Below are 26,987 nucleotides of genomic sequence, written 5' to 3'. Positions count from 1 at the left end.
TTGCAGGTCCCATGCGGCAGCATCTGAACACCTTGTTCATCACGACCGACGGCGCGTGGCTGCGTAAGGATGGCGCCAACATCGTGGTGGAGGTGGAGCGCGCCGAGATCGGCCGGGTCCCCATCCACATGATGGGCGGCATCGTCTGTTTCGGCCGGGTCGGCATGTCGCCGCCATTGATGGGGCATTGCGCGGAGTCCGGGGTGGCGGTTTCCTTTCTCAGCGAGCATGGAAAGTTCATGGCGCGGGTGGAAGGGCCATGCAGCGGCAATGTGCTTTTGCGGCGGCGCCAGTACCGCATCGCGGACGATCCAGCCGCCGGGCTTGTCATCGTCCGCGCCATCGTCGCGGCGAAAGCAGCGAACCAGCGCGCCGTGCTGCGGCGGGCATTGCGGGATCATGGCACCGGACGATCGCAGGACGCCGGCCATGCGCGGCTGGACGATGCCCAGCGCCGCTTGGGCGATGTGGCCCGCCGCGTGGCGGAAGCGCCCGACATCGACGCGGCGCGCGGCCACGAGGGCGATGCCGCGAACGCCTACTTCGGCGTGTTCGATCACCTTGTCCGTCGCACCGACGGCACGTTCCGGTTTGGCGGACGCAGCCGGCGGCCACCGTTGGACCCCTGCAACGCGCTGCTGTCGTTTCTCTACGCCATCCTCGGCCACGATTGCCGCTCCGCGCTGGAAAGCGTGGGGTTGGACCCTCAAGTGGGGTTTCTGCACCGTGACCGCCCCGGTCGAGCCAGCCTCGCCCTCGATTTGATGGAGGAGTTCCGGTCCACTCTCGCCGATCGGGTGGCCCTGACGCTGATCAATCGCCAGCAGCTGGGTGAAAAGGATTTCATCCGCATGGACGGCGGCGCGGTGCTGTTGCGGGACGATTCCCGCAAGGCGGTCCTGACGGCCTACCAGGAGCGGAAGAAGGATGAAATCACGCATCCATTCCTGAACGAAAAGGTGAGCCTCGGGCTGGTTCCCCACATCCAGGCGCAACTTCTCGCACGCCACCTTCGGGGCGACCTGGATGGCTACCCGCCATTTCTATGGAAGTGAATCCCCATGCTGATGCTCATCACCTACGATGTGAACACCCAGGATGCATCCGGGCGCCGCCGGCTGCGCCGGGTTGCCAGAGCCTGTCAGGATTTTGGGCAAAGGGTTCAGTTCTCGGTTTTCGAATGCGACGTCGACCCGGCACAATGGGCCGTTCTGCGTGCCCGTTTGATCGGAGAAATCAATCAAGAGACGGACAGTCTCCGCTTCTATCATCTCGGAGCCAACGCGGCCCGCCGCATCGAGCATGTGGGCGCCAAACCGGTGCTGGATCTCGGTGGCGCATTGATCTTTTGATCGGTGCGAACCGGAAGCGGACACGAAACCCCCGAGGGGTTCGCACGTCATTCTCATCAATGACTTGTGCGGCTCCGACACCGGAATGACTGCTTCCGCGGCCGCTTCCGAAGTAGGTTCGCATCCGTCGGGGGATTGTGGGTTCTTGAACAAGTGCATAAAGATGAGGAGTCGCCCTCTGTGCGAGGGCGTGGATTGAAACCATCCCCTCTCAGTACAAGATCGTCCAGCTCACGGCCGTCGCCCTCTGTGCGAGGGCGTGGATTGAAACAGGAAGGTGTGCACGCTCGCCCCAACGCACGTCACGTCGCCCTCTGTGCGAGGGCGTGGATTGAAACTGCTGCCAGCGTGGGCATGGCACGTTTCGGCGCGGTCGCCCTCTGTGCGAGGGCGTGGATTGAAACTGCTGCCAGCGTGGGCATGGCACGTTTCGGCGCGGTCGCCCTCTGTGCGAGGGCGTGGATTGAAACTGGCGCTCGGTCGATCCATGGCGGTAGACCCGCATGTCGCCCTCTGTGCGAGGGCGTGGATTGAAACTTGCGGCAAATGTCAGCGAGCTTCGTCATGGGCGCGTCGCCCTCTGTGCGAGGGCGTGGATTGAAACGCTAACCACTATCGAAACTCTAGCTTCACGGCGGTCGTCGCCCTCTGTGCGAGGGCGTGGATTGAAACACAAGTCCGGCCTCATGAAGTCCTGGGGCGGCCTGTCGCCCTCTGTGCGAGGGCGTGGATTGAAACCCTCCTCATCTGGCCCCTCAGGCGAGGATGGCGCGGTCGCCCTCTGTGCGAGGGCGTGGATTGAAACACGATCCTGTGGGGGCGGGAGTGGCCGCGGAGTTTCGTCGCCCTCTGTGCGAGGGCGTGGATTGAAACACGCTCCAGGCCGGGGACAGCCTGGGCACCGGACGTCGCCCTCTGTGCGAGGGCGTGGATTGAAACCGGGCTGGCCGGGGCGGCGTGTTGCTCGGCAGCGGTCGCCCTCTGTGCGAGGGCGTGGATTGAAACAGTGCGGTCGCGATGCTCGACGCCACGCCGTTGAGGGTCGCCCTCTGTGCGAGGGCGTGGATTGAAACACCGTCGTGTGGATGGACTTCGACGCCGCCAAGGCGTCGCCCTCCGTGCGAGGGCGTGGATTGAAACACCTTCCACACAGCGGCCTGCTTCCAGGCGTCGTGTCGCCCTCCGTGCGAGGGCGTGGATTGAAACGCCACCTGCACCGGGTCCGTGCTGGACTTCACAACGTCGCCCTCCGTGCGAGGGCGTGGATTGAAACTTGTAGCGGTGGGCCTCGTCGACGAACAGGCAGTAGTCGCCCTTCGTGCGAGGGCTGCTTCCTCAAGCCGAATCGCTCCTGTTGTGAAAATCGGTTCATGACGGCTCGGGGAAATTCAGCGTTCCCAGGGCATCGGCAGGTTCAGTCTATCTGTAACTTGATACGGGTGTATTGAGTCATGGTTGGGCTAAACCTGTTGATGTTTTAAATAGGTTAAGTTGGACCGACTTTTGACGGTACTGTTTCCATAATAAATCTTAAGACAAATGGGCCGTCACTGCTCAATTATTATCACTGCTTCGGGTGAAGGCTCACGATGTGCTGCGGCGGTTTGGTTCTGCCCGGTTTAGGTGTGGGCGGGGCGCCATCCGTCTGCTAAGGAAGAGGGTGCGGCCGCCAGCCGCGGGTGACGAGAATGCGAAGGGCGGGAAGCGCGTGTTCGTTGATAGCTTTATGAATGACCGATGCCTCTCATGCGCTGATGTCCGGTCCGTCCATGGCCGGGCGGCGCAGGCGGAGGAATGATGACGGAATCGTTCCCTGCCGGGGTACGCGCCGGGCGCCCATCCAAGGAGGGCACCGTCGAAACCTCCAACAGGATCATCGACATAACGGCGCAGCTATTCGCGGCCCAGGGCTTTGCGGCGACCTCGATCAAGCAGGTCGCGTCCGCCTGCGGTACGGGGGAGGATGCGATCTATCGGCACTTTCCGTCGAAGGCCGCGCTCTTCGAGGCGGTGGTCGAGCGCATGCGCGTGCGGACCTTGGACGGTCTCGAAACCGAAATCGACTCCGCGGGCGGCGAAGGCGACGCGCTGTCGCGTTTGAAGCGCGTCGCCCGCTGGTTTCTCACCGTCAACCTGGAACCGGACATGGTCGCGCTGAACCGGATCGCCTTGAGCGAAGCGATCCTTCACGGCGAGGATCGGCGGGACGAGGGGGAAAGCGATCCGATCACCGACCGGCTGGTCGCCCTGGTCGCCGCCGCCCAGTGGGACGGTAAGCTGGGTGGCGACGATCCCCGCGTGATCGCCGCGCACCTGCTGCACTCCATCGTGCTCGGACCGTCGAATGACGCCATGCTGGGCCGCGCAACCTACGCGTCCACAGAGGCCCAGGGCCGGTTTTTCGACCAGGCCTGGGCTTTGTTTCTGCGCGGGGCTGGACGATCGCTGCCGGCCGGTGCCCGCTGAACTTGCTCATGGGCCTGCTCCCCGTTCGTTCCGGATCACCGACCTTCTGGTCCGAGAGCGGAACCCGGCGCTCTTTCAAAGCGGTTGCATAGCCAGCGGCTCTCCTTAAAATAGAGCGCCCTGTGGAAAGCTCTTGCTCTGGGAGGATTCGTGAACCATACCGCCGCATTGACGCTGACTGTCATGATCGTCACTGCTAATTTTCCGGCACTGGCCCGCGATGAGCGTCTTATGTTCCCGGTGGAGGCCGCGCTCAGCACAGCCGCAGCTCAAGGTAAGTTGGACAGGGGCGTAAGGCTCTATTTCGGCGACCAAAAGCATCCCAAGACAGTTGCCAACCTCGGCGAGTGGGCGACCAACAAAAAGACCAACGCATTCAACAAATCCGACCGGGAAGCTTGCGAGTGGGTTTTCCTCAGCGCTGTTCTGGAACTTCAGGAACGCGCCCGCAAACAGGGCGGCGATGCCGTGATCAACATAAAAAGCAATTACAAGAACACGGAAACAGTCAGCAGCACAGAGTACATGTGCGGCGCTGGCAGCATCATGGCTGGCGTGGCGCTCAAGGGAACCGTGGTCAAACTGGGCGCCAAGTAGAGCGGCCGTCATGGGCCTTACGGCCGCAGCGATGCCTGGACGGATACGAAAGACGAGGAGCGAGCGATGCGGCGTCGGCTGTTGCTGGCGGCGGCCTTTGCAGCGGCGGCGCTGACCGGCGCCTGCACCGCCGATCCGCCGCCCCCACCGCCGGCCGTGACCGCCACTCCGGTGCTGACGGGCGGGGCGATGATCGCGAATGATGGCGCGCCGATACCGCTTCACACCTGGCCGGCGGAGAGCGCGTTGCGCGCGGTGATCGTCGCCGTCCACGGCATGAACGATTACGGGCTTGCGTTCGACCGTCCGGCGCGGCTGTGGGCGCGGGCGGGGATCGCGACCTACGCCATCGACCAACGCGGCTTCGGAAAGGCCATGGAGCGCGGTCACTGGTACGGCGGAGAACGCATGGCCGACGACGTCGTCGCGCTGTCCAGGCTGGCGCGCGAACGCCATCCCGGCGTGCCCGTCTATCTGCTGGGTGAAAGCATGGGAGGAGCGGTCGTCGTTCTGGCGGCGGCGCGGGCGGAGCGGGGACTGTTGTCCGGCATCGTGCTGTCCGCTCCGGCGGTCTGGGGCACCGGCTTTCGGGCGACGGTGACGCTGGATGCGGCCATGATCCTCGGATCGCTGGTGCCGGACATGACCGTGCCGCCGCTTCGGGTGGCCACTCCCTCCACCGACGATCCCATGGTTCTGCGGCGCATGCGCGAGGACCCTCTGATCATCCATCGGACGCGCTTCCAAACCCTGGCCGGCATCGTGGACCTGATGCATGACGCCCGTTTCGAGGCGCGCAAGGTGGACGTTCCGGTGCTGCTGATGCTGGGCGACCTGGATGTGCATGTGCCGCGCGACGGGGTGGCGGCATTGGCCAAGTCTCTGCCGCCGGACACGCGCATCGCGCTCTATCCGAAAGGGCGGCACCTGCTGATGCGCACGCTGGACGGCGACCGGGTGACGCAGGACGTGGCCGCATGGGTGTCCGACACACGGCGCGCCCTGCCAAGCGGTGCCGACGCGCGTGCCCAGGCATGCCCGGCCCTGATGACCAGACCGCATCGCGGCTGCCCGCCGCCCCGAGCGGCGGCCCCACGCCCTCCCAAGCCGGCCATCGACGGCAAGACCGGCAACCGCCTGCCCACGCCGGCCACCGCACCGCAAAATTGATGAACGCCTCTATCCACAACGTGACCCTGCCATGATAGGGTCCCCACTCGCCCCACATGGCGTCCGGAAACGGCAGGATATGACTTTGAAGACCGGTATCCGCGCGCTTTTCCTAATTCTCGCAACGCTCGCCGTGCTCGGCGGCTGCAACCGTCGGCAACCCATCTACAGGGTAACCGATCAGCCCATCCCGGCGGCATCGCGCGACCTGCCCGCCGCGGCGCTCCAGCGGACGATCATGGAGGCGGCGATCGACCGCGGCTGGTCCGCGGAGTGGAAGGCGCCCGGTGAGATTTTGGCGACGAAGGCGTGGAAGGACCACGAGGCGGTCGTCGAAATCCGCTATTCGCATGAAAGTTACACCATCGATCATGTGTCCACGACCAACCTGCTGGAGCATGGTGAAACCGTTCATCACGCTTACAACAAGTTGGTGCGCGCGTTGGAAGACGAGATCGAACGGCGCCTGCGCCAAGCCAAACACTGAGTCCGGCCCGCACCATGACTGAAACCCTGCGTGTCGCCATCCGCGGCTGGTGTGCCTGGGCACCGGACCGCAGCACCCGGGCCGCGTGGCGGGACTGGGCGGGCGCGCCCGCCATGCCCGACGATGCCCCGCCGCCGGCGCTTCCCATGATGCTGCGCCGTCGCACCTCGCCCATCGGGCAGAAGCTGATCGCCGCCGCGCTGGCCTGCGGCGACGCGGCGCACACGGCGCGTTACGTCCTCGCGTCCGGTCATGGGGAGTTGGCGCGGACCGTCGGCATCATCGATTCGCTGCGGCAGGGCGAGTTGCCGTCGCCGGCCGAGTTCAGCCTGTCCGTGCATCACGGTCTGGCCGGGTTGCTGTCCATCCACACCGGCAATCGCCGCGGCCACACGGCGCTGGCCGCCGGTCCCGACAGCTTCGGCTTCGGACTCCTGGAGGCCGCCGCCAGCGTGGTCGAAACTCCGTCCGAGCCGGTGCTGTTGCTCTACGCCGACGCGCCGATGCCTGACGAGTACGCGCCGTTCCACACCGCAGCCGACGAAGCCCTGCCGCTGGCGGTTGCCCTGGCGCTCGGCCCCGCGGATGGAGAGGGCGAAGGGCTTGCACTGCGGTGCGCGCCAGCGACCGGCGAGCCGCCTGCGGAGTCCACGGCCCTGGATTTCCTGCGCTTCCTTCTGTCGGGAGCGCCCCAGGCGGCCTCGCACGGGGCGCGGATCGACTGGGTATGGCGCCGTGCTGACTAGGTTTCTGGACCGTCTGTGGCGGCGCGCGGCCACCGGCTTCGCCTTCGCCTTCCTGTTCGGCGGCGGCGCGATCCTGGCGCCCACCGTTTTTCCGCTGGTGGCGTTGACCAGCCCGGCGGGCGCGGTGCGGCGCCAGCGTTGCCAACACCTTGTCCATCTCATTTTCCGCTTCTACATCCGGATGCTGCGCGTGCTGCGCGTCATCGACCTGAAGGTCGAGGGCGCCGAACGCCTGCGCGACGGGCGTGGCAAGCTGGTGGTGGCGAACCACCCCTCGCTGCTCGACGTGGTGCTTCTGATGGCGCTGATGCCGCGCGCCCAGTGCATCGTGAAGAAGGAGTTGTGGGAGAGCCGCTGGCTGGGCGGCATGGTGCGCGGCGCCGGCTACATCCGCAACGACCTCGACCCGGAGGCGCTGCTCGACGCCTGCCGCGCCGCGTTGGAGGCTGGGGACGGGCTCATCATCTTCCCCGAAGGCACGCGCACCGTCCCCGGCGAGCCGGTCCGCTTCCGTCGCGGCTTCGCCAATTTGGCGACCCTGCTGGAAGCCGAGGTGCAACCGGTCACGATAACCTGCGATCCGCCCACGCTCATTAAGGGCGAAAAATGGTGGATGATCCCGCCGCGCCGCCCGATTTTTCGCGTCATGGTAGGGGATCGTCTGGACGTTACGGGGTTGCTCGGCTATCAGTACCGCTCGCTGGCGGCCAGAAAGCTGGTGCGCAGCCTGGAAGATTATTTTGCGGAACGGTTGGCCGATGGAAAAGCTTGAACGTGAGTTGAAGACCTTGATTGTTGACGCGCTCAAGCTGGAAGACATTGCCCCAGAAGAGATTGACAGCGAGGAACCGCTCTTCAACGACGGGCTGGGCCTCGATTCCATCGACGCATTGGAATTGGGCGTCGCGCTGCGCAAGGCTTACGGCATCAAGATCGAATCCGTGACCGACGACGTGAAGCAGCACTTCGCCAACGTGCGCTCCCTTGCCCGCTTCATTCAATCCCAGCGTGCGGAGTAAGGGCCATGCTGACGCCGGATGAAATTTACGCGCGCCTCCAAAGCTATCTCGAAGACATGTTCGAAGTGCCGCCCGAGAAGATTTCCCGCGAGGCGCGGCTGTTCGAGGATCTCGACCTCGACAGCATCGACGCGGTCGATCTCGTGGTGAAGCTGCAGGAACTGACCGGCCGCAAGTTCAAGCCCGAGGAGTTCAAGAGCGTCCGCACGGTCGGCGATGTTCTCGACCGCGTGCATGCCCTCCTCCAGGAATAGGCTGCCCCCGTTCGGCGTCGCGGCTCTGGTCGTTGCCGGGGCTCTCTATCCCGTGCTGGTCTACGGCGGGCGGGCTTTGGTCCCGCCGCTGGCCTTCGTGGCCGTGGCCCTGGCGCTGATCGGCGCGCGCTTCGCCATCTGCTCCTCGCCTGCGGCGCGGGTCTGGCGCCTGCCGCTGGCGGCGGCGGCGGTCCTGGTCGGCGTGCTCGCCGCGCTCGATGGCGCGCTGGCGGCCAAGGCCTATCCGGTCGCGCTCAGCCTCGGCACCGCGGCGGTCTTCGGCGCCTCGCTGCTGCGCCCGCCAAGCCTCGTCGAGCGGTTCGCCCGTCTTCAGGAGCCCGACCTGCCGCCGGCGGGTCAGGCCTACTGCCGCACCGTCACCGTGGTGTGGACCGTCTGGCTGGTGGCGAACGCCGCCGTCGCCGGAGCGCTGGCCCTGTGGGGGAGCGACGAGGCGTGGGCGCTGTGGACCGGGCTCATCGCCTACATCGTCATGGGCCTGTTGTTCGGCGGCGAAGTCCTGATCCGCCGCTCCATGCGCCGGAGGCACGCCGGAGCATGACCGCCATTCCGCTCTCCCGTCTGCTCGCCGTGGGGCGGCCGGACGACGCGCCGGTTGCCGACGACGTCACCTTCGCCCGCTTCCGCGCCGACGTGGCCGGCAACGCGGCACGGCTGAAGGGGTGCCGGCGCGGGCTTCTGGTCGCGCCGGACGGTTATTGGGGCGCGGTGGGGTTGTTGGCGCTGCTGCACGCCGGGGCCGAGGTGACGATACCGCCCAACGCCCAGCCGGGAACGCTGGCCGCCCTGACCGCGGATGGGGCCGTGCCGGTCGGCGGCGATCTCGGCGGTAACCTGGGGCCGGGTGGCGAGGGGATGGCGTTGGCCCCGCTCGACCCCGGGACGCCGTTGACCTTCTTCACCTCCGGCTCGACCGGCGAGCCGAAGCGAGTGGTTCGCACCCTCGGCATGCTGGAGGCCGACGCGCTGGCGACCGAGTCCGTGCTCGGACGGCTCGCCGGGCCAAGCGCTCGCGTGCACGCCACGGTCCCCCACCAGCACGTCTACGGTCTGAACTTCCGCCTGCTGTGGCCGCTGGTCACCGGCCGCCCTTTCGCCAGCGCCATGCACGAGCTGTGGGAGACGGCTCTGGCCGCGCTCGACGCGGGGTCCGTGCTGGTCACCAGCCCGGCGCACCTGACCCGGCTGGCGGGCATCGCGCCGCTGCCGCCGTCGCGGCGTCCGGCGCTGGTGCTGTCGGCCGGAGCCCCGCTCCCGGAACCGGCGGCGCGCGAGGCGGCGGCGATCTTCGGCACGCCGGTCACCGAGATCTTCGGCAGCACCGAAACCGGAGCCATCGCCCACCGCCGCCGCGAAGCCGGTGATCCATCCTGGCGCCCGCTGCCCGGCGTCGTCGCCGGACGCACCCCGGACGGTCGCCTGCGGGTCGGCGCGACGCATGTCGAGGGGGGGGAGCATGTCGGCTCCGACCTCGTGGAAATGACCGAGGACGGCGGATTCCGTGTTCTTGGGCGCGCCGACCGGATCGCGAAGGTGGAGGGCAAGCGCGTCAGCCTGCCCGAGGTGGAGGCGCAGCTGCGCCGGTCCCCCCTGGTGGCCGACGCCGCCGCTCTGATGCTGGAGCAGCTCTGCGCCGTCGTGGTGCCGAGCGCCGAGGGCGCGGCGCGCCTGGCGGACCTCGGCGCCTTCCGCTTCGGCCGCCTGCTGCGGCGGGAATTGTCCGCCGTTCAGGAGCCCGCCGGCCTGCCGCGCCGCTGGCGTTTCGTGAGCCGTTTGCCGGATGGCGCGCTGGGCAAGCGTCGGCATGCCGACATCGCCGCCCTGTTCGAGGAGAGCGCCCTGCCTGAGATCGCCCTATCTGAGATCGCCACACATCGGCCGACCGCCCCCGACGTCCGCGCCGTCCGGCCGCTTGCCGACGGGGTCGAACTGGACCTCTTCATTCCCGGCGACCTTGCGCAGCTCGATGGTCATTTCCCCGGCATGCCGATCGTGCCGGGCGTGGCGCAGATCGATTGGGCGGTGACGTTCGCCAACACGCATCTCGGGCTCGGAATCGAGGTGGCGCAGTCGCTCCAGGTGAAGTTTCGGCGCGTCACCGTCCCGGACACGATGGTGACGCTGGCGTTGCGCCACGCCCCGGCACGGCGCCGCCTGACCTTCGAATACCGCTGCGGGGACGAGACGCTGTCCTCCGGCTCCATCGGCGTGGAGGGGATCGCCCCATGATTTCGGCAGAGGTCAGCACCCGCGCGCAGTTCTACGACCTGGACCCCATGCAGGTGGTCTGGCACGGCAACTACGCCCGGTATCTGGAACAGGCGCGCTGCGCGCTGCTCGACCGCATCGGCTACAACTATCCGGAGATGGCGTCGTCGGGATACGTGTTCCCCATCGTCGACCTCCATGTGAAGTACGTGCGGCCGATCCGCTTCGGCCAATCGATCCGGATCACGGCCACGCTGGTCGAGTACGAGAACCGCATCCGCATCGACTACCGCATCCACGACGAGCCGAGCGGCGACTTGCTGACCAAGGCGCGCACCGTGCAACTCGCGGTGAAGGAGGACGGGGCGGAGCTGTGCTTCGAATGCCCCGCGGTGTTCACGGACAAGGTGAGGGCTCTGCTGTGATGCGCGTCGTCGTTTTTCTCCTGACGCTTCTGGCCGCCTTCCCGGCCCTTGTTGCCGAGACGCGGGCCGCCGAGACGTTGAGCGAGGGGCAGGTGCTGCGCGGCGCCTTCGTGCAGGAGCGTTTCCTCAAGGGCTTCCAGGCACCGCTGAAGAGCGAGGGCCGCTTCGCCCTGGCGCCCGGCCGCGGGCTGATCTGGCGCACCGAAACCCCCTTCGCCGTCACCACCGTCATGAGCCCCGCCGGTCTCGTGCAGGAGGTGAAGGGCAACGAGACCATGCGCCTGCCCGCCGCGCGCCTGCCCTTCATGTCGAAGCTCTACACCATGCTGGGCGGCGCGCTGACCGGAGACTGGAAGGCGCTGGAGGACATGTTCGCGGTGGAGCGTGGAGGTGGCGCCGACGCCTGGACCCTCCACCTGACGCCGCGCCGGGCCGACGACCCGACCATGCCGATCCGCGCCATCGACGTGCGCGGCGGGCGGTTCGTGGACGAGGTGGACATCGTCAAGCCCGACGGCGACCGCGACCGCCTGACCTTCCGCGACCAAGTCCTGAAGGCGGAGCCGCCCACAGCGGACGAGGCGGCGCTGCTGGCTTCGGCGGCGCGCCCGTGAGACGTCTGGGGGCGCTGCTCTGGCTCGCGCTCGTCCTGCTGGCCAGCGGCTATCTCGCGCTGCGCCTTCACGACGGGCTGGGCTTCCGCACCGATCTGCTGGCCCTGCTGCCGCGCGAGGAGCAGGACCCCGTCCTGCAGCGCGCCAACGACGCGGTGACCAAGGCGCTGGGTCGCCGGGTGCTGGCGCTGGTCGGGCACGCCGACCGCGAGACCGCCCGCAAGGCGGCGACGACGCTTGGCGACGCCCTTCTGGCCACGGGGCAGGTGGAACGGATCGGCGAGGGCATCGACGTCGACCGGCTGAAGCGGCTGGGGGCTCTCTACTTCCCCCATCGCCAAAGCCTGCTCAGCGATGGCGACCGGGCGCTCCTGACGGCCGGCAAGGGGGAGGAGGTCGCCACCCGCGCGCTGTCCCAAGCGTTCGGCTTCGCCGGGCTCGTGGACGCCGGACTGCTGCGCACCGACCCGTTCCTTCTGCTGCCCTCCTTCCTCACCAACCTGCCTTTCCCGCTGTCGCGCCTCACCCCCGACGAGGGCATGCTCAGCGTTACCGAGGACGGCACGACCTGGGTGCTGGTCAGCGCCGTGCTCGCCGGCGAACCGTTCGAGCTGGATTTGCAGGACCGGCTGGTCGGCGCCTTCGACGACGCCGTTCGGGACATGCCGGGCGTCGCGGTGAAGCGGCTGGGCGCCGTGTTCTTCGCGCACGCCGGCTCCAGGACCGCGATCACCGAGGCGTCCACGCTCGGCACGCTGTCGCTGGTCGGCACCATGCTGCTGGTGGGGCTGGCGTTCCGCCGGCCGGGGCCGCTGCTGCACAATCTGCTGGCCCTGGGCGTCGGGATGACGGTCGGGCTGAGCGGCAGCCTGCTGCTGTTCGGCGAGCTGCATGTGGCGGCGCTGCTGTTCGGGTCCAGCCTGATCGGGGTGGCCGTGGACTACAGTCTGCATTACAGCGCCAGCCTGTTCGACCCCTTGTCGGGAAGTCCGAGCGACCGGCTGCGCCATGTGCTGCCAGGCATCGCGCTGGGGCTGGTCACCACGTTGATCGGCTACGCGGCGCTGATGCTGGCGCCCTTTCCGGGGCTCCGGCAGATCGCCGCCTTCTCGATCATCGGGCTGGTGGGCGCCTTCCTGACGGTGGTGCTGTGGCTGCCGTCGCTCGACCGGGCGCGGCGGCTGACGCACGGCGCCTTGATGCTGCGCGCCGCGGCGGGCCTGTGGAGCTTCTGGGAGGCGCGGCGCTGGCGTGGCGTGCGCCTCGTTCTTGTGCTGGGCTGCGTGCTGGCCGGAGCGGTCGGGCTGGCGCGGCTGTCGGCGGACGACGACGTCCGGCGGTTGCAGGCGGTCTCGGCAGAGCTGAGGCACGAGCAGGACGAGATCCAACGGCTGATCGGCGCCACCACCGCCGCGCAGTTCCTGCTGGTGCAGGCCGCGGACGACGAGGCGGCGCTGCGGCGGCAGGAGGATCTCGCCGCCACGCTGGCCGGGTTGAAGGCGAAGGGAAGCATCGCCGGCTACCAGATGCCGGCCGCCTTCGTGCCGTCCGCCCGGACGCAGCGCGAAAACCGTGCGCTGGTCGCCACGGCGCTCGACGCTCCGCTGCTGGCGGCGCAGCGCGCCAGCCTCGGCCTGCCGCCGGCCGATCCGAATGATAAGGGGCCGAACAGCAAGGCACCGGAGGGGGTGCTGACTTTGGGAGATGCGCTGGCCTCGGACAGCGTGCCGTTCCTGCGCGAGCTCGTGCTCGGGCCGGGACTGCACGTGGTGGCCTTGCAGGGGCTGAGCGATCCGGACGCCGTGCGCGCCGCGGTGGCCGGCACGGCCGGCGTCCGGCTGGTGAATCCGACGGCGGACTTCTCGGCGTTGCTCGCCAAGTACCGGCACCGGGCGCTGCTGCTGACCGGGCTGGCGGGGTTGCTGATGCTGCCCGTGCTGATGTGGCGCTACGGCTGGCGAGGAGGGCTGTGGGCGCTGCTGCCACCCGCGGCGGCGCTCATCCTGGCGCCGGCGGCGGTCGGGCTGATGGGCCAGGACTTCACTTTCTTCCATGCCATGGCACTGGTGCTGATCCTGTCCATCGGCGTGGACTACGCCGTCTTCTGCGCGGAGAGCGGCGTGGAGCAGCAGCCGGTGACCATGCTGGCGGTGTGGCTGGCGACGCTGACGACCCTGCTGTCCTTCGGGCTTCTGGCCTTCAGCGCCGTTCCGGCGGTGCACAGCTTCGGCGTGACCATGCTGGTCGGAATCTCGATTGCCTTTCTTTTCGCACCGCTGGCCGCGCGCGGCACACGCCACAATGAAGCCACAAACAATGCGCGGCTACTCTGATTGGTGTATGCTTTACGTCAGATTCGCTTCTGGGAAATCGCCACACGTCATGACCATGCATAAGGGGTGGGTCGCGCTCCTGTTCCTGCTCGGAGCGTGCGCCTCCGTGCCCGGCGGCGGCCCGGCGAACCCAAGCACGCCGCTGCTTGCCCCCGGCGAGCCGCTGGCCCTGCCGCGCCCGTCCGATCTCGGGCAGAACGTCGAGGCGGCGCAGCTCATCACCGCCAGCCGCGACGGCCAGACCTTCGTCTTCGAGGGCCGGATCAGCGTCACGCCGGAGCGTTTCCTGCTGGTCGGGGTGGACAGCTTGGGCCGCCGCGCCATGACCGTCACCTGGAGCGATGCCGGGCTGGAGGTGGAGACGGCCCCCTGGCTGCCTCCGGCCCTGCGGCCGGGCAGCATGCTGGCCGACATCGTCGTGCTGTACTGGCCCGAAGCGATCGTGCGGCAAGCGCTTGCCCCCGCGGGCGGCACGCTGAGCGCCGATGCGCACCGGCGCAGTGTGCGCATCGGCGGCAAGGAGGTGCTGCACGCCGAACGCAGCTGGGCCGACGGCGCGCCGTGGACCGGCACGCTGCGCTACGCCAACCTCGCCTGGGGCTACGAGATCGAGGTGCAGTCCATGGCGGCATCCACGGCGGCGGCGCCATGAGCCGTCCGCTCGGACTTGCCGCCCTGGGCCTCACCACCCCCGTCGGAACCGGGGCGGGCGCGGTCGCCGACGCCTTGTTTGCCGGCACCCGCGACGGCCTGCGCCCGCACTCCGGCTTCGTCCCCGGCCGCGCCGTGCATGTGGGTTCGGTGGACGCGCTGCTGCCGCCGGTGCCGGCGGGGCTGGAGACCTACGACTGCCGCAACAACCGCCTGCTGCTGCTGGCCCTGGAGCAGATCCGCGACGCCGTCGAAACGGCGGCCGCGCGCCACGGCCGGCACCGGATCGCCGTGATCATCGGCACCAGCACCTCGGGCATGGCCGAGGCGGAGGCCGGCTTCGCGGCCATGCGCCGCGACGGCGCGTGGACGGGTCCGTTCCATTACGACCAGCTCGCCACCGGCGGGCCAGCGGAATTTGCGGCGCGCGCGCTCGACCTGCCGGGGCCGGCCTACACGGTGGCGACGGCCTGCTCCTCCAGCGGCAAGGTGTTCGCATCCGCCCGGCGGCTGATCCGCGCCGGGCTGTGCGACGCCGCTGTCGTCGGTGGGTCCGACACGCTGTGCGGCACCACGCTCGGCGGCTTCAGCGCATTGGAGGCGGTGTCGGCGGGCCTCTGCAATCCCTTCAGCGCCAATCGCGACGGCATCAACATCGGCGAGGCGGCGGCGGTCTTCCTGCTGACCGCGGAGGACGCCCCGGTGCGGCTGCTGGGCGTGGGCGAAAGCTCCGACGCACACCATGTCAGCGCCCCCGACCCGGAGGGCCATGGCGCCCTCGCCGCCATGCGGGCGGCGCTGGACGACGCCGGGCTGACGCCGTCGGACATCGCCTACGTCAACCTGCACGGCACCGCGACGGCGCTGAACGATTCCATGGAGGGCAAGGCGGTGCACGCGCTGTTCGGCGACGCGACCCCGTGCAGTTCCACCAAGGCGATGACCGGCCACACGCTGGGCGCCGCCGGGGCCTGCGAGGCGGCGTTCCTCTGGCTGGCGCTGAATCCGGCCCACAACCCGGACGGCCGGCTGCCCCCACACCTGTGGGACGGTGCGCCCGACCCGGAGATCCCGCCGCTGAACCTGATCGGCCCCGGCGCCACCTTCTCCGGCGGGCTTCCCGCCGGGCCGGCGGCGATGCTCAGCAACTCCTTCGCGTTCGGCGGCAGCAACGTGGCCCTGGTGCTGGGCCGGGGGGAATGGCGATGAGCGCGTGTCCGTGGCCCATCGAGGATCTGCTGCCGCACGCGCGGCCGATGATCCTGCTGGACGAGGCGGTCGGACGGGTGGACGGCCGCTTCGTGTCGGCGCTGACCGTGCGGGAAGGGGCGCCCTTCGTGGTGACGGGGCGGGGCGCCCCGGCCCATGTTGCCGTGGAGTGGATGGCGCAGACCTGCGGCGCTCAGGTCGGGGCCGAGGCCAGGGAGGCCGGCGGCGACGTCCGTCTCGGGCTGCTGCTGGGCACGCGCGACTTCCGCGCCTCCGTTCCCTGGTTCGCCATCGGCGAGCGGCTGGAGGTGTCGGTGGCGCCGGTCTTCCGGGATGAGAACATCGGGTCTTTCGATTGTGTGGTGACGCGCGCGGGCACCGGGGAGGAGCTGGCGAAGGCGCAGCTCACCGTCTACCAGCCCGAGGACACGGTCGCGCTGCTCGCCAGTCAAGGGGTACAGGTCAAACCATGAAGAAGACGATCCTGGTCACCGGCGCCAGCAAGGGCATCGGCCGCGCGGTCGCGGAACGGCTGGCCGCCGATGGCTTCGCGGTGGTGGTGCATTACGGCCGCGACGCGGCCGGCGGCGAGGCGACGCTGGCCGACGTCCGCAAGGCCGGCGGCGAGGGCCGGCTGCTCGCTTTCGACATCGCCGACCGCGCCGCCACCCGCGCCGCGCTGGAGGCCGACATGGAGGCGCACGGCCCTTACTGGGGCGCCGTCCTGAACGCCGGCATCGCCCGCGACGCCGCCTTCCCGGCCATGGCGGACGACGATTGGGATTCAGTCCTCAACACCAACCTCGACGGCTTCTACAACGTGCTGAAGCCGCTGGTGATGCCGATGGTTTCGGCCCGCAGGGGCGGACGGATCGTGACGCTGTCGTCGGTGTCGGGGCTGATCGGCAACCGCGGGCAGGTCAACTACAGCGCCGCCAAGGCCGGCATCATCGGCGCCACCAAGGCGCTGGCGATCGAACTGGCCAAGCGGAACATCACGGTGAATTGCGTGGCCCCCGGCATCATCGAGACGCAGATGACCGACGGGCTGCCCATGGAGGAAGCCTTGAAGCTGGTCCCCATGCGGCGGGCCGGTCAGCCGGAGGAGGTGGCGTCGGTGGTGTCCTTCCTGTGCTCCGACGGGGCGGCGTATGTGACGCGGCAGGTGATCGCGGTGAACGGGGGTATGGTGTGATGCGCAGGGTTGTCGTCACGGGCATGGGCGGGGTGAGCGCGCTGGGCGAGGACTGGCCGACCATCCGCGCCCGCATGGCGAAGGGCGAGACCGCCGTCCGCACCATGGCGGAGTGGGACCGTTTCCACGGGATCAACACGCGCCTCGCCGCCCCGGTGACCGGCTTCTCAGTGGACGACCGCTACCCGCGCAAGAAGACGCGGACCATGGGGCCGGTTTCCCGGATGGCGGTCTACGCCACCGAGAAGGCGCTGAACGACGCGGCCCTGCTGAACGACCCGTTCGTCCGCGGCGGGCGCGTGGGCATCGCCTACGGATCGTCGTTCGGCAGCCCCGCCCCGGTGATCGCCTTCGCCGAGCTGATGACCCAGGGCGCGTCGAAGACGCTCAACGCCACCAGCTACATCCAGATGATGAGCCACACGGCGGCAGTGAACATCGGGCTGTACTACGGCGTGACCGGCCGCATCATCCCGACCAGCAGCGCCTGCACCTCCGGCAGCCAAGCCATCGGCTACGCCTACGAGGCGATCAAGTGGGGCAAGGCCGACGCCATGATCGCCGGCGGCGCCGAGGAGCTGGACGTGACCGAATCGGCGGTGTTCGACACGCTGTTCGCCACCTCCACCCGCAACGACCGCCCGCACACCAGCCCCCGCCCTTACGACCGCGACCGCGACGGGCTGGTGATCGGCGAAGGCGCCACCACCCTGGTCCTGGAGGAACGCGAGCGCGCCCTTGCCCGCGGCGCCAACATCCACGCGGAGATCGTCGGCTTCGCCTGCAACTCCGACGGCAACCACGTCACCCAGCCGCAGGCCGGGACCATGGAGATCGCCCTGCGCCTAGCCCTGGAGGACGCCGGGGTGTCGGCGGACGCCATCGGATTCGTCAACGGCCACGGCACGGCCACCGAATGGGGCGACATCGCCGAGACCGCCGCGACCCACGCCGTCTTCGGCCCGCGCGCGCCCATCCATTCCCTGAAAAGCTATTTCGGCCATTCATTGGGCGCCTGCGGCGCCCTGGAGGCGTGGCTGAGCATCGAAATGATGCGCGAGGGCTGGTTCGCCCCCACCGCCAACCTGGACAATGTGGACGAACGCTGCGCCGAGCTGGACTACATCATGGGCGAGGGCCGGCGGATCGACACCGAATTCCTGATGTCCAACAACTTCGCCTTCGGCGGCATCAACACGTCGCTGGTGTTCCGGCGCGGGTAGGCGGGCAAGCCTACTCCGCCGCCTCGGCCTCCGCCGGGATCCCCGTCGCCAAGTTCGCCGCGCTCACGCCGGAGATCACCACCGCCTCGACGCCGGGACCGCTTTGGCAGCCGGCGCCGACCAGCATGAGCCCCGGCAGCGGCGTCTTGTTCGGCGGGCACCATTGACCGCGGGCGGCGCCGTAGATGGCGCCATTGTCGGCGAGCGCGTAGCGGGTGAAGGTCGTCGGGCTGGCCGTCTGGCGGTAGAGGATGCGCTCCCGCAGCCCGGGAAGCACGCTCTCCGCCGCGGTGACCAGACGGTCGGCGAAGGCTTCCTTGCGCTGGCGGTTGGCGGCCTTTCCGGCGGCGAACCATTCGGCGGCCTCTGGTTCGGGCCGCAGGCAGAGCATGGTGACGGCGGCGTGGCCCTCGGGGGCCAGGGATGGATCGACCGCGCTCGGGTTGCCGATGCCGAAATGCAGGCCGTCCGCCCCGACGAACACGCGGGCCGGCAGGTCCGGAACGCCCTCCACGGCGAGGCTGACCAGCACCGCTGTGGGGCCGCGCTTCAGACCCTTCACCCGCTGGGCGTAGCGCCTGGGCAGCAGCGCCGGGTCCACCAGCCGCGTCAACGTGCCGACCACGTCGGAGTTGGCCAGCACCAGCGGCGCCCGGTGCACCGTTCCGTCGCCGGTGGCGATGCCGACGGCCCGGCCGTCCTCGATCAGGATGCGTTCGGCGCGGGTGCGCAGATGGACAGCGCCGCCCCGCTCCCGCACCACCGCGCACAGCAGCTCCGCCAGCCGCTGAGAGCCGCCGGCCGGGTACCAGCCGCCTTCCAGATAGTAGCCGAACAGCGGGGCCATCTCACGCACGGGCAGCAGCTCGGGGCGGTCGGTGACGTACTCGCTGATGGTGGTCAGCAGGTCCTTCAGCCTTGGGTCGCGCAGATGGGCGTCCAGCATCTCGGCGTAGGGACGGTGCATCCAACGCCACGCATCGGGCCGGCGGGCGGTCCAGGACCGCATCTCCTCCAGCGTGGCGGGCGGCATCGGCACGCCGCCGGTCTCGTCCACATCGGCGTAGAGATCGGCGTAGACGCGCCCCATCTCCGCGAAGAAGGCGGCAATCCCCGGAGCCTCTTGCGGGAACAGCGCCTGGAGGCGCGTCACCAGATCCGCCGGCTGGTCCGGCACATCCAGGCACAGTCCGTCCTGCACATAGCGGTGGCGGACCCGGCGCCAATCCATGCGCTGCGCCACACCCAGGCCGTCCAGCAGCCGCCGCAGCGGGCCGCGCGGGCCCAGCCCGCTGAAATCCTGCACCCCGGCGTCGAAGACGTAGCGCCCCACCGAACCGTCCCGGCCGCGGACCTTGCGCAGCCAGGACGAGCAGTAGCCTCCCGGCCGGTCGTGCGCTTCCACCACCAGCACCTTCAGTCCGCGCGCCGCCAGGGTCGCCGCCGCGGACAACCCGCCGATCCCGGCGCCGACCACCACCGCATGATGCTCATGGTCCCCGGCCGGCCAACCGCCGAACGTCGGCATCGGCCACGCCGAGGACTGAACGGACGAGGGACGATGCGTCATGGACGGAAAGCCGGCCGGTGCAGGACGAGGGGCGCACGCTCTATACGCGTCGTCCCACGCGATGCGATCCCAGGCTGTATCATTGCGTGGAGAGGCCTCACCGCGGTCCGGCCTTCGGGTCGGCCCAGAAGTCGAAGAAGTTGTACCATTGCAGTGGGTCGCGCAAGCAATGGTGTTCCAGCCGCTGCGCGTAGCGTGCGGCGAGCGCGGCCAGCGCGTCGTCCTTCCCGCGCCGCGGCAATTCGATGCGCTCGGCAAAGGGCTCGAAGGTGACGCGGTGGCCCTGTCCCTCGCGCAGGCAGAACAGGAGGTAGACCGGGCAGCCCATCAACGCCGCCAGCACGTAGGGTCCCTGCGAGAAGGCGGCGTCCCGGCCGAGGAACGGAACCCGGCTGACCCGGCCGTTGAACTCCACCGGCGTGCGGTCCCCGGCGATGGCGATCCACTCGCCGCGCTCCACCCTCTCCTTGAGATCGATGGCGGTCTGCGGGCCGATGTCGGTGACCTGTATGGTGTGGTCCGCGGCGTCGGGACGGACGGAGCGGATCAACCTGTTGTAGCGAACGGCGTGCCGCGTGTGCAGCAGCACGTTGACGTCCTTCTCGAACCGGGTCCCCAGGCGGGCCCGCGACAACTCCGCGTTGCCCAGGTGCGAAACGATCAGCAGCGCCCCCCGCCCCTCCGCGGCGAGACGGCTCAGCGCCTCCGCCCCGTCAACGGCGATGGGGCCGGTGCGCTCCGGGGCGGCCCAGGCGATGAAGGTGTCGAGCGCCTTGACGGCGAAGCTCATGTGATGACGCAGCCCGTCCCTCCAGGAAGGGGCGGGAAGGCTTTTCGCCGCGTTGGCCTGCGCCAGGAAATCCAGCGAATGCCGCCGCCCCGCTGCGTTGGTCGCATAGAAGTAGCTGACCACCGGCCACAGGAGCGCGATGCAGCCCGGCCGGCCGAGCAGCCGGTAGACCAGCGTCACCAGCCTCATGCCCCACCAGGCGCCCCGCTCCCCCACGGTCGACCAGTGCGCGTCGGCTCCTCTTCCTGGCGGGCGGTTGCGCAGCACCGAGGGCAGGCGCCGCAGCATGGTCAGCACGAGGCGCGTGTGCATGCGCGTCAGCAGCACATTGTCCCGCAGGAGATTGAAGTTGGAGGTGTTTCCCTCGGGATAGACGACCCGCACGGGGATGTGGATCAGCGGAACGCCGCGCCAGAACAGGCGGACGACGATCTCCGGGTCGAAGTCCATGCGGGTGCCGATCCGCTCGCTGTCCAGCACCGCCATGGTGGGGGCCAGCGGGTAGACGCGGAAGCCGCACATGCTGTCCTTCACCCGCAGCGACAGCGTCTCCACCCAAATCCACACATGGGTGGCCCAGCGCGCGATCAGCCGCGAGCGGGGGACGGAGTGGTCATAGACCGGCCGGCCGCTGACCAGCGCGTCGGGATGCGCCGCCGCGGTGGACAGGAGGTCGGCAACGGCCGCAAGATCATGCTGCCCGTCGGCGTCCACCTGCACCGCGTGGGTGAAACCGCGCTCGTGAGCGTGCCGAAGTCCGGCCATGACGGCGCCGCCCTTGCCCCGGTTCACCTCCAGCCGCAGGACCTCGACCCCGTCCGCAGGGGCGTGCAGCGCCGCGATGGCGGTGCGGGCCGGCTCGCCGCTGCCGTCATCGATCAGGATGACCTCCAGCCCATGCCCCCGCAGCGCCGCGACGATTCCGCCGAGCGCCGTATGGTGGTTGTGGCTGGGGATGATGGCGCAGGTCCGGATGCTCATGCCGTCTCCATGAGGCTTGCCGGTCAGAGAAGCGACCTCCTACCCCTGTTGCGGGAGCAAGGTCAAGCGACCGAACTCAGCGGCGAGTGGCGATCTGGTCCAGCCTGGCCGCAATGTCGCGTTCGAGATTGCCGACCCAGCGGTTGTAAGCCCGCTCCACCCCGTCGTTGCTGCGCTCCATGTTCTTGGCGCTGACGTACTGGATGCGGTAGCTCCGGTTCGAGAACAGCACATCGGCCTCGGCCACCCACGGCCACTTGGTGTAGGTGGCGCGGACCTGCCCATCCGCAATGTGCTGGAAACGCCAACCGCGCCTGGCACCGGCCTCGACGATGGCGAGTTCGATGGCGTTCAACGGCAGCGCCTGCGCCCCAGGGGGCACAGCGTGTTCCTGGGTTGTCGTGATCGGCCGTGTCTGGCAGGCGGCCAGAAAGAGAATGGCGGCAGCCGCCAGGATGTTGCGCACAAGCCGGTCCTTTTTCGATGTCACGCGAGGACGGCATACTTCCCATTTCAATGGTTGCAGTCAATGGCCTGACTTCCATTTTCAGTTCCCCTTTTCCGCACCCATGGGTATGCTCGCCTCGGTGGTTTTTCTGTTCATGGATGCGCATGAGGAGACCGCCTCGCGAACCGAAGGGGAAATTGGAATGCGAAAGGTTGCGCTGTGTGCGCTAATGGCGGCAAGTTTGCTGGGCGCATGCTCGACGCATCAGGTCCCGATGACCTACGACCCCGCCGCCGTGCAAAGACCACCATTGGCGAAGCCGAACGTCGAAGTGCTCGCCGTCACCGATGCGCGCAAGTACACCGGCAAGCATCTGGGCGCGATCCGCGGCGGCTATGGCAACGCCTTGAAGACCATCGAAGCGTCAGGCCCGGTCAAGGACGTGGTGCACAAGGCTTTTGAGGATGCTCTCAACGCGCGCGGCCTTCTCGCCTCGACCGATGGCGGCGGCTACGGCCTGGACATTACGGTTGAGAAGCTCGATTGTAGTCAGCTTATCCGCAAGGAGGCGCATGCGCGGTTCCGTGTAACGGTGTTGGAGAAGGGCACGGGCCAACCGGTCTACAGCAAAGTCGTGGAAGACAACCGTGAGGGTGCGGGAAACCCGTTCATAACTGGTGTCTTCGGTTCGGTTGAGGAACTGAGCAAACTGGCCAACGACAGCATGCAGGCGGCCATTGACCAAGCCATCGACAACCCCGCCTTCCTCACCGTTGTCAGAGCACGCTGAATGATTTTGGAATATGGCCGCCATTATGAATGGCGTGGCCTCAGGCAGCTGACTGTTCTTCAACAACACAGGCTTTCATCTTTATAAAAGACGGCCCCCTGGAATCGTTTGGTTCCGGGGGATGATCTGGTCTGGGACGCGCATCCACCAAGATTTTTTGTTGCACGCAGTGATTTGAGAGAGTGGGTTTGTCGAAAAACGGGCCAAAGAAATACAGGCGTATGTTTATTTCGGCCGAAGGCGTCCATGTTGGAGGTGCGAGACTGGGAAAACGACGACAACCAACTCCACAACTTCATCGCCAGCCGCAATTGGGGCAGCGCCGCTCTGGAGACGGTTCTGGCCGCCCGGACTAGGTCTTCGCTTTATGCGTCAACGTCCAAGGGGGCCGCTGTTGGATGGTTCAATTCAGAGACCGACTGTCCGCGACTTTCGCTCCCTATCGACCGCTGCAATGGCAATGGATTGCTCTGCAACGGTCGGTATGGGGATGGGGGACCGTTCTTTGGCGAGGCCTATGGTGCAGGCGGTGAGGTGGTGCGCGCGGGGCGACCCTCGATGGGGTAGGCAGGGTCGTTGTAGCCTGGAGACGATGGATGTCCAGTCGTCACCAGCCGGTCGATCAACGCCTCGTCCTCTGCGGTGAAGGCGTAATCCAGCGCCCCGAGGTAGGCGCGCCATTGCTCTTCCGTGCGCGGCCCGGCGATCGGAGCGGTCACGAAGCGATTGTTGAGCACCCAGGCGACGGCGAATTGCCCCGGCGTGATCCCGCGCGATTCGGCATGGCTCTTGATCTCCTGGGCGATCTCCAGGCTTTCCGGGCGCCATTCCGTGTTCATCATCCGCCGGTCCTTGCGGCCGGCGCGGGTGTCCGCGGACGGTTCATCACCTGGGAGATATTTGCCGGTGAGCACACCGCGGGCGAGCGGGCTGTAAGGGACGACGCCCAAGCCGTAGTGGCCGCAGGCGGGCAGGATCTCGACCTCGGGCATGCGGTTGAGGGCGTTGTAGTAGGGCTGGCAGGCCACCGGCCGGTCAATGCCCAGGCGGTCGCACAGGCGGCAGATCTCGGCGATGCGCCAGGACCGGAAGTTCGACACGCCGAACGCGCGGATCTTGCCGCTGCGGATCAGGTCGCCCAGCGCAGCGACCGTCTCCTCCAGCGGCGTGTCGGGGTCCTCGCGGTGCAGGTAGTAAAGGTCAATCCAATCCGTGCCCAGGCGCCGAAGGCTCGCGTCGCACGCCACGTTCAGCCGGCGCCGCGAGAGGCCGCGCTGGTTCGGGCCGGGTCCCGTGGGGTTGCCGAGCTTGGTCGCCACCACCCAGCGCTCGCGGTCGCTCCGCACGGCGCGGCCGACGATTTCCTCCGACCGGCCTTCGTTGTAGACGTCGGCGGTGTCGATGAAGTTGATGCCGGCCTCCGCGGCATGGGCGATGATGCGCACCGCCGTCGGCTCGTCGGTGGGACCGCCGAACATCATGGCGCCAAGGCACAGCGGCGACACCTTCACGCCACTGCGGCCGAGCTTGCGGTAGTTCATCCTTGCCACCTTCCCGTTGTGCTGTGTTGGCCGGCTCAGCCTGTCGTCCCGGCTGCGGGTGATGCAAGTTGCCATGGACATGGCGTGCCGAGACGATGACGGAGTCCGATTCCCGCATTTGGTGAGACGATCGTTCCGCGCAAACCACACGCCATTGAGATGTTTCCGGAAAACCCGGTGCGATCCCGCATCAGCCTCCCAAAAGATTGGTGCGGACCTGCAGCAGATGCTCCTGTAGGGCGGCACGGGCCTGATCCCCGTCACGGTCCTTGAGCGCGCCGACGATGCGCCGGTGCTGGTCCTCATAGACGGCGCGCCGCGCCGGCGTGAGGCTGCGCACCTTGAGCCGCGCCCATTCCGGCTGGTTCCGGATGGCGTTGATCGCGTCGTAAACGTCGGACAGCAAGCCGTTCTTGGCCGCTCCGATGATCGCCACGTGCAGCATGCCGTCCCAGTGCTCGAACTCCGGAATGTCCTGGGCGCGCTCGGCATGGGCCAGGCATTCCTCCATCCGGTGGAGATCCGCCGCGGTGGCCCGCCCAGCGGCCAGTTCAGCCGCCTGCGGCTCGACCATCAGGCGCAGTTCCATGACTTCCGCCGGGCTGGCGCCGATGATGCGGCTGGTCAGGCTTTGGTTTTCGGCCATGCTCTTCACCGTCGCCTCCGACGTGACGAACGAGCCGCGACCCACATGGCGGACGATCTTACCTTGCTCCTCAAGCACGCGAAGGCTCTTGCGCAGCGTGTTGCGGGAAACGTTGAAGCGCTTCTCCAACTCACGCTCGGTCGGCAGCTTGGTGCCCGGACCCCAGGTTCCGTCAGCGATGCCTTGTTCGATCAACGCAACAACCGCGCTCGCTCCGGAAGCAGCCCGATCCCTGAGATTCAGCGCGTCCATACTCGTTCCACCGGCATTTTTGCTCCATTCTTCATCCAATATGGCGCGTCCATTGCCACCGTGCAATCTCAATTTTAGGGTTGTCGGCGCACGGGTTCTGGCAACCGGCTTAGAAAAAATGGGCCAGACGCATTTTCTTCTTGACCAATTATGAGCCGTGATCGTCATATTGGATCACTGATGGCGCTGACGGCGCCGCATTGGACCCGATAATGGCTCATAATTGGATCAGCGGAGGCAGCGCATGAAATTCGTCACCTTCCAACATGATGGACGCCGCAAGGTCGGGGTGATCGATCCGGACACGCAGCGGGTTTGGCCGATCGAATCCGTTCTTGGCGGGCCGGTCCGTGACATGCTCGATCTCATCCGCCGTCACGACGCGGCCAAGGGCGAAATGACGCTCGGCTCTGTGGGGATTCCGCTGGCCGATGTCCGTGTCGACGCGCCGATCCCGCGCCCTGACCGCAACATTTTCTGCGTCGGCAAGAACTACCACGACCACGCCCACGAGTTTACCCGCAGCGGTTTCGACGCCGGGTCGAAGGTGGCGGCCGACGCAATCCCGGAAGCGCCGATCTTCTTCACGAAGCCGCCCGAGACGGTGATCGCCAATGGTGATCCAATCCGTTATCCGCACGGGGTCAGCGACAGCCTCGACTATGAGGCCGAACTGGGCGTGGTCATCGGCAAGGGCGGCCGCGGGATCACCAAGGCCGACGCCTACGACCATGTCTTCGGCTACGTCATCATCAACGACATGACGGCGCGTGACTGGCAGTCGCGTCATAAGCAGTGGTTCCTGGGCAAGAGCTTCGACACCTTCTGCCCGATGGGTCCCTGGCTGGCGACGGCCGACGAGGTCGACGCGGCCAACCTGGGGCTGCGCTGCTGGGTGAACGACGAACTGCGCCAGAACGCCAACACGCGCGATCTGATCTTCGACATTCCGACCATGATCGAGACCCTGTCGGCCGGAATCACGCTCTACCCCGGCGACATCATCGCCACCGGCACGCCGGCCGGGGTCGGCATCGGCTTCAACCCGCCGAAGTTCCTGAAGCCAGGCGACCGTGTGACGGTCGAGATCGACGGGCTCGGCCGGCTCAGCAACCTGCTCGACTGAGCACGGGCGGCCATTCTGCAACGGCAACAAGGGAAACACCTTATGGCACAGCATCTGGCTGTCGAGGTTCACGGCGCGGGTGACCCCGTGATCCTGGTTCATGGCCTGGGCGGCACCTCCAACGTGTTCACCCCGCAGGTCGGCGCGTTGTCGCGGTTCTTCCAATGCGTGCGCTTCGACCTTCCCGGTTCCGGGCGAAGCGCCATCACCGGCGACGTGTCGATTTCCGGCTTCGTCGATGCGGTCGTGGCGGTCCTCGACAGCCGCGGCATCGAACGCGCCCATGTGGTCGGCCATTCGCTCGGCACCGTCGTGTGCCAGCATCTCGCCGTCCGTCAGCCGGAGCGGGTGCGCAGCCTGTCGTTGATCGGGCCGCTTCACGCGCCGCCCGAGGCCGCCCGTCCGGCTCTGCGCGACCGTGCCGCCAAGGCGCGCGCCGAAGGCATGGTGGGCATCGCCGATGCGGTCGTTCAGGGCGGCACCTCGGCCGACACCAAGGCCCACCGGCCGGAAGTGGCGGCGTTCGTGCGCGAGATCCTGATGCGCCAGGACCCGGAAGGCTATGCCCGCACCTGCGAGGCCTTGGCCGCCGCCGAGCCCGCCGACGTGGCGCGGATCGCCTGCCCGACGCTGCTCATCACGGGCGACGAGGACGGCACGGCGCCACCCCCGGCCGTGCGGGCCCTGGCGTCGAAGATCCCGGGATCGAACCTGCGCATTCTCGATCGCTGTGGCCATTGGACGACGTTCGAGCGTCCGGCGGCGGTCAACGAAGCGCTGGTCAACTTCCTGTTCTCCGTCACCTGAGCAGCTTGCGGTAAAGCGCACCGCCGTGACGCGTGCCCATCACGGAAACGGCGGTGTCGTTCGGAT

The 26,987-nt window shown here is 67.9% G+C and carries 28 protein-coding genes and 1 CRISPR repeat array; of the genes, 23 read left to right on the top strand and 5 right to left on the bottom strand.

Features of this window, described 5'->3' with window-relative positions:
• The first annotated feature begins 11 nt into the window (after positions 1 to 11).
• From cas1c to AMK58_RS11150, 20 genes are all read left to right on the top strand, one after another.
• Positions 12 to 1,055, top strand: coding sequence for a type I-C CRISPR-associated endonuclease Cas1c (cas1c, locus tag AMK58_RS11245; protein ID WP_035671740.1), 1,044 nt, complete (start codon positions 12 to 14; stop codon positions 1,053 to 1,055).
• A 6-nt stretch (positions 1,056 to 1,061) separates the two neighbouring features.
• Entirely contained in the window at positions 1,062 to 1,352 is a 291-nt protein-coding gene (cas2, locus tag AMK58_RS11240) for a CRISPR-associated endonuclease Cas2 (protein WP_035671741.1), read from the top strand.
• A 170-nt stretch (positions 1,353 to 1,522) separates the two neighbouring features.
• Positions 1,523 to 2,625: direct repeats of the CRISPR family, unit length 32 nt; unit sequence GTCGCCCTCCGTGCGAGGGCGTGGATTGAAAC.
• Between the two features lie 521 nt (positions 2,626 to 3,146).
• Complete coding sequence (locus AMK58_RS11235; protein WP_035671743.1) at positions 3,147 to 3,818, top strand: TetR/AcrR family transcriptional regulator; 672 nt, start codon at positions 3,147 to 3,149, stop codon at positions 3,816 to 3,818.
• Positions 3,819 to 3,968: 150 nt separating this feature from the next.
• On the top strand, positions 3,969 to 4,415 hold the full coding sequence (locus tag AMK58_RS11230) for an excinuclease ABC subunit A (RefSeq protein ID WP_236778113.1): 447 nt from the start codon (positions 3,969 to 3,971) through the stop codon (positions 4,413 to 4,415).
• Positions 4,416 to 4,481: 66 nt separating this feature from the next.
• Positions 4,482 to 5,585, top strand: coding sequence for an alpha/beta fold hydrolase (locus tag AMK58_RS11225; RefSeq protein ID WP_051140111.1), 1,104 nt, complete (start codon positions 4,482 to 4,484; stop codon positions 5,583 to 5,585).
• A gap of 79 nt (positions 5,586 to 5,664) precedes the next feature.
• A complete protein-coding gene (locus tag AMK58_RS11220; RefSeq protein WP_035671746.1) occupies positions 5,665 to 6,072 on the top strand; it encodes a hypothetical protein in 408 nt (135 codons plus the stop codon).
• Between the two features lie 14 nt (positions 6,073 to 6,086).
• Positions 6,087 to 6,818: a beta-ketoacyl synthase chain length factor gene (locus tag AMK58_RS11215; protein ID WP_059398899.1), complete on the top strand. Its 732-nt coding sequence runs from the start codon at positions 6,087 to 6,089 to the stop codon at positions 6,816 to 6,818.
• A complete protein-coding gene (locus tag AMK58_RS11210) occupies positions 6,808 to 7,590 on the top strand; it encodes a lysophospholipid acyltransferase family protein (protein WP_035671771.1) in 783 nt (260 codons plus the stop codon). The genes AMK58_RS11215 and AMK58_RS11210 overlap by 11 nt, the downstream gene beginning before the upstream one ends.
• Positions 7,577 to 7,837 (top strand): phosphopantetheine-binding protein, encoded by a 261-nt coding sequence (locus AMK58_RS11205; protein ID WP_014239598.1) that lies wholly within the window; start codon positions 7,577 to 7,579, stop codon positions 7,835 to 7,837. The genes AMK58_RS11210 and AMK58_RS11205 overlap by 14 nt, the downstream gene beginning before the upstream one ends.
• 5 nt (positions 7,838 to 7,842) lie before the next feature.
• Positions 7,843 to 8,091, top strand: a complete 249-nt coding sequence (locus tag AMK58_RS11200; protein ID WP_104675341.1) for an acyl carrier protein — start codon at positions 7,843 to 7,845, stop codon at positions 8,089 to 8,091.
• On the top strand, positions 8,072 to 8,653 hold the full coding sequence (locus AMK58_RS11195; protein ID WP_035671748.1) for a COG4648 family protein: 582 nt from the start codon (positions 8,072 to 8,074) through the stop codon (positions 8,651 to 8,653). Before AMK58_RS11200 ends, AMK58_RS11195 begins: the two co-directional genes overlap by 20 nt.
• Positions 8,650 to 10,341 carry an ApeI family dehydratase gene (locus AMK58_RS11190; RefSeq protein WP_059398898.1) on the top strand — a complete coding sequence of 564 codons (1,692 nt, stop codon included), beginning with the start codon at positions 8,650 to 8,652 and terminating at the stop codon, positions 10,339 to 10,341. The genes AMK58_RS11195 and AMK58_RS11190 overlap by 4 nt, the downstream gene beginning before the upstream one ends.
• On the top strand, positions 10,338 to 10,745 hold the full coding sequence (locus AMK58_RS11185) for an acyl-CoA thioesterase (RefSeq protein WP_035671868.1): 408 nt from the start codon (positions 10,338 to 10,340) through the stop codon (positions 10,743 to 10,745). Before AMK58_RS11190 ends, AMK58_RS11185 begins: the two co-directional genes overlap by 4 nt.
• Entirely contained in the window at positions 10,745 to 11,359 is a 615-nt protein-coding gene (locus AMK58_RS11180) for a LolA family protein (protein WP_035671865.1), read from the top strand. The genes AMK58_RS11185 and AMK58_RS11180 overlap by 1 nt, the downstream gene beginning before the upstream one ends.
• Positions 11,356 to 13,692 (top strand): MMPL family transporter, encoded by a 2,337-nt coding sequence (locus tag AMK58_RS11175; protein WP_059398897.1) that lies wholly within the window; start codon positions 11,356 to 11,358, stop codon positions 13,690 to 13,692. Before AMK58_RS11180 ends, AMK58_RS11175 begins: the two co-directional genes overlap by 4 nt.
• 49 nt (positions 13,693 to 13,741) lie before the next feature.
• Positions 13,742 to 14,344, top strand: coding sequence for a DUF3261 domain-containing protein (locus AMK58_RS11170; protein WP_035671860.1), 603 nt, complete (start codon positions 13,742 to 13,744; stop codon positions 14,342 to 14,344).
• Positions 14,341 to 15,552 (top strand): beta-ketoacyl-[acyl-carrier-protein] synthase family protein, encoded by a 1,212-nt coding sequence (locus tag AMK58_RS11165; RefSeq protein ID WP_035671857.1) that lies wholly within the window; start codon positions 14,341 to 14,343, stop codon positions 15,550 to 15,552. Before AMK58_RS11170 ends, AMK58_RS11165 begins: the two co-directional genes overlap by 4 nt.
• Complete coding sequence (locus AMK58_RS11160; protein WP_035671854.1) at positions 15,549 to 16,025, top strand: hotdog family protein; 477 nt, start codon at positions 15,549 to 15,551, stop codon at positions 16,023 to 16,025. Before AMK58_RS11165 ends, AMK58_RS11160 begins: the two co-directional genes overlap by 4 nt.
• The gene (locus AMK58_RS11155; RefSeq protein ID WP_035671851.1) at positions 16,022 to 16,747 is read left to right on the top strand and encodes a 3-ketoacyl-ACP reductase FabG2; all 726 of its coding nucleotides are present in this window, start codon (positions 16,022 to 16,024) and stop codon (positions 16,745 to 16,747) included. Before AMK58_RS11160 ends, AMK58_RS11155 begins: the two co-directional genes overlap by 4 nt.
• Positions 16,747 to 17,970 (top strand): beta-ketoacyl-ACP synthase, encoded by a 1,224-nt coding sequence (locus AMK58_RS11150; protein WP_035671846.1) that lies wholly within the window; start codon positions 16,747 to 16,749, stop codon positions 17,968 to 17,970. The genes AMK58_RS11155 and AMK58_RS11150 overlap by 1 nt, the downstream gene beginning before the upstream one ends.
• Positions 17,971 to 17,980: 10 nt before the next feature.
• Here the strand turns inward: AMK58_RS11150 and AMK58_RS11145 are convergent, their stop codons facing one another.
• The 3 genes from AMK58_RS11145 to AMK58_RS11135 all read right to left on the bottom strand — a co-directional run bounded on the left by AMK58_RS11145 (position 17,981) and on the right by AMK58_RS11135 (position 21,693).
• Positions 17,981 to 19,498, bottom strand: coding sequence for a phytoene desaturase family protein (locus AMK58_RS11145; protein WP_059398895.1), 1,518 nt, complete (start codon positions 19,496 to 19,498; stop codon positions 17,981 to 17,983).
• Between the two features lie 139 nt (positions 19,499 to 19,637).
• The gene (locus AMK58_RS11140; RefSeq protein WP_035671842.1) at positions 19,638 to 21,311 is read right to left on the bottom strand and encodes a glycosyltransferase family 2 protein; all 1,674 of its coding nucleotides are present in this window, start codon (positions 21,309 to 21,311) and stop codon (positions 19,638 to 19,640) included.
• A 76-nt stretch (positions 21,312 to 21,387) separates the two neighbouring features.
• Entirely contained in the window at positions 21,388 to 21,693 is a 306-nt protein-coding gene (locus AMK58_RS11135) for a hypothetical protein (protein WP_147394555.1), read from the bottom strand.
• Between the two features lie 55 nt (positions 21,694 to 21,748).
• Between AMK58_RS11135 and AMK58_RS11130 the strand changes: the two genes are divergently transcribed.
• Positions 21,749 to 22,549, top strand: coding sequence for a YajG family lipoprotein (locus AMK58_RS11130; protein ID WP_155903406.1), 801 nt, complete (start codon positions 21,749 to 21,751; stop codon positions 22,547 to 22,549).
• Between the two features lie 515 nt (positions 22,550 to 23,064).
• Here AMK58_RS11130 and AMK58_RS11125 read toward each other — a convergent pair.
• On the bottom strand, positions 23,065 to 24,090 hold the full coding sequence (locus AMK58_RS11125; RefSeq protein ID WP_035671834.1) for an aldo/keto reductase: 1,026 nt from the start codon (positions 24,088 to 24,090) through the stop codon (positions 23,065 to 23,067).
• Positions 24,091 to 24,280: 190 nt separating this feature from the next.
• A complete protein-coding gene (locus AMK58_RS11120) occupies positions 24,281 to 24,988 on the bottom strand; it encodes a FadR/GntR family transcriptional regulator (RefSeq protein WP_035671831.1) in 708 nt (235 codons plus the stop codon).
• 244 nt (positions 24,989 to 25,232) lie between these two features.
• Here AMK58_RS11120 and AMK58_RS11115 point away from each other — a divergent pair, with 244 nt between their 5' ends.
• Positions 25,233 to 26,114, top strand: a complete 882-nt coding sequence (locus AMK58_RS11115; RefSeq protein WP_035671828.1) for a fumarylacetoacetate hydrolase family protein — start codon at positions 25,233 to 25,235, stop codon at positions 26,112 to 26,114.
• Positions 26,115 to 26,156: 42 nt separating this feature from the next.
• Positions 26,157 to 26,921, top strand: coding sequence for an alpha/beta fold hydrolase (locus AMK58_RS11110; protein WP_035671825.1), 765 nt, complete (start codon positions 26,157 to 26,159; stop codon positions 26,919 to 26,921).
• The last annotated feature ends 66 nt before the right edge of the window (positions 26,922 to 26,987 follow it).

The organism is Azospirillum brasilense (assembly GCF_001315015.1).
In the GTDB taxonomy this organism is placed as follows: Bacteria; Pseudomonadota; Alphaproteobacteria; order Azospirillales; family Azospirillaceae; genus Azospirillum; species Azospirillum brasilense.
This window is presented reverse-complemented; position numbering and strand designations above follow the sequence as displayed.

Coding starts and splice junctions, on each gene's coding strand:
- cas1c (WP_035671740.1), top strand. CDS start 12: ATGCGGCAGCATCTGAACACCTTGTTCATCACGACCGACGGCGCGTGG.
- cas2 (WP_035671741.1), top strand. CDS start 1,062: ATGCTGATGCTCATCACCTACGATGTGAACACCCAGGATGCATCCGGG.
- AMK58_RS11235 (WP_035671743.1), top strand. CDS start 3,147: ATGATGACGGAATCGTTCCCTGCCGGGGTACGCGCCGGGCGCCCATCC.
- AMK58_RS11225 (WP_051140111.1), top strand. CDS start 4,482: ATGCGGCGTCGGCTGTTGCTGGCGGCGGCCTTTGCAGCGGCGGCGCTG.
- AMK58_RS11220 (WP_035671746.1), top strand. CDS start 5,665: ATGACTTTGAAGACCGGTATCCGCGCGCTTTTCCTAATTCTCGCAACG.
- AMK58_RS11215 (WP_059398899.1), top strand. CDS start 6,087: ATGACTGAAACCCTGCGTGTCGCCATCCGCGGCTGGTGTGCCTGGGCA.
- AMK58_RS11205 (WP_014239598.1), top strand. CDS start 7,577: ATGGAAAAGCTTGAACGTGAGTTGAAGACCTTGATTGTTGACGCGCTC.
- AMK58_RS11200 (WP_104675341.1), top strand. CDS start 7,843: ATGCTGACGCCGGATGAAATTTACGCGCGCCTCCAAAGCTATCTCGAA.
- AMK58_RS11195 (WP_035671748.1), top strand. CDS start 8,072: ATGCCCTCCTCCAGGAATAGGCTGCCCCCGTTCGGCGTCGCGGCTCTG.
- AMK58_RS11190 (WP_059398898.1), top strand. CDS start 8,650: ATGACCGCCATTCCGCTCTCCCGTCTGCTCGCCGTGGGGCGGCCGGAC.
- AMK58_RS11185 (WP_035671868.1), top strand. CDS start 10,338: ATGATTTCGGCAGAGGTCAGCACCCGCGCGCAGTTCTACGACCTGGAC.
- AMK58_RS11180 (WP_035671865.1), top strand. CDS start 10,745: ATGCGCGTCGTCGTTTTTCTCCTGACGCTTCTGGCCGCCTTCCCGGCC.
- AMK58_RS11170 (WP_035671860.1), top strand. CDS start 13,742: ATGACCATGCATAAGGGGTGGGTCGCGCTCCTGTTCCTGCTCGGAGCG.
- AMK58_RS11165 (WP_035671857.1), top strand. CDS start 14,341: ATGAGCCGTCCGCTCGGACTTGCCGCCCTGGGCCTCACCACCCCCGTC.
- AMK58_RS11160 (WP_035671854.1), top strand. CDS start 15,549: ATGAGCGCGTGTCCGTGGCCCATCGAGGATCTGCTGCCGCACGCGCGG.
- AMK58_RS11155 (WP_035671851.1), top strand. CDS start 16,022: ATGAAGAAGACGATCCTGGTCACCGGCGCCAGCAAGGGCATCGGCCGC.
- AMK58_RS11150 (WP_035671846.1), top strand. CDS start 16,747: ATGCGCAGGGTTGTCGTCACGGGCATGGGCGGGGTGAGCGCGCTGGGC.
- AMK58_RS11145 (WP_059398895.1), bottom strand. CDS start 19,498: ATGCCGACGTTCGGCGGTTGGCCGGCCGGGGACCATGAGCATCATGCG.
- AMK58_RS11140 (WP_035671842.1), bottom strand. CDS start 21,311: ATGAGCATCCGGACCTGCGCCATCATCCCCAGCCACAACCACCATACG.
- AMK58_RS11130 (WP_155903406.1), top strand. CDS start 21,749: ATGGCGGCAGCCGCCAGGATGTTGCGCACAAGCCGGTCCTTTTTCGAT.
- AMK58_RS11125 (WP_035671834.1), bottom strand. CDS start 24,090: ATGAACTACCGCAAGCTCGGCCGCAGTGGCGTGAAGGTGTCGCCGCTG.
- AMK58_RS11120 (WP_035671831.1), bottom strand. CDS start 24,988: ATGGACGCGCTGAATCTCAGGGATCGGGCTGCTTCCGGAGCGAGCGCG.
- AMK58_RS11115 (WP_035671828.1), top strand. CDS start 25,233: ATGAAATTCGTCACCTTCCAACATGATGGACGCCGCAAGGTCGGGGTG.
- AMK58_RS11110 (WP_035671825.1), top strand. CDS start 26,157: ATGGCACAGCATCTGGCTGTCGAGGTTCACGGCGCGGGTGACCCCGTG.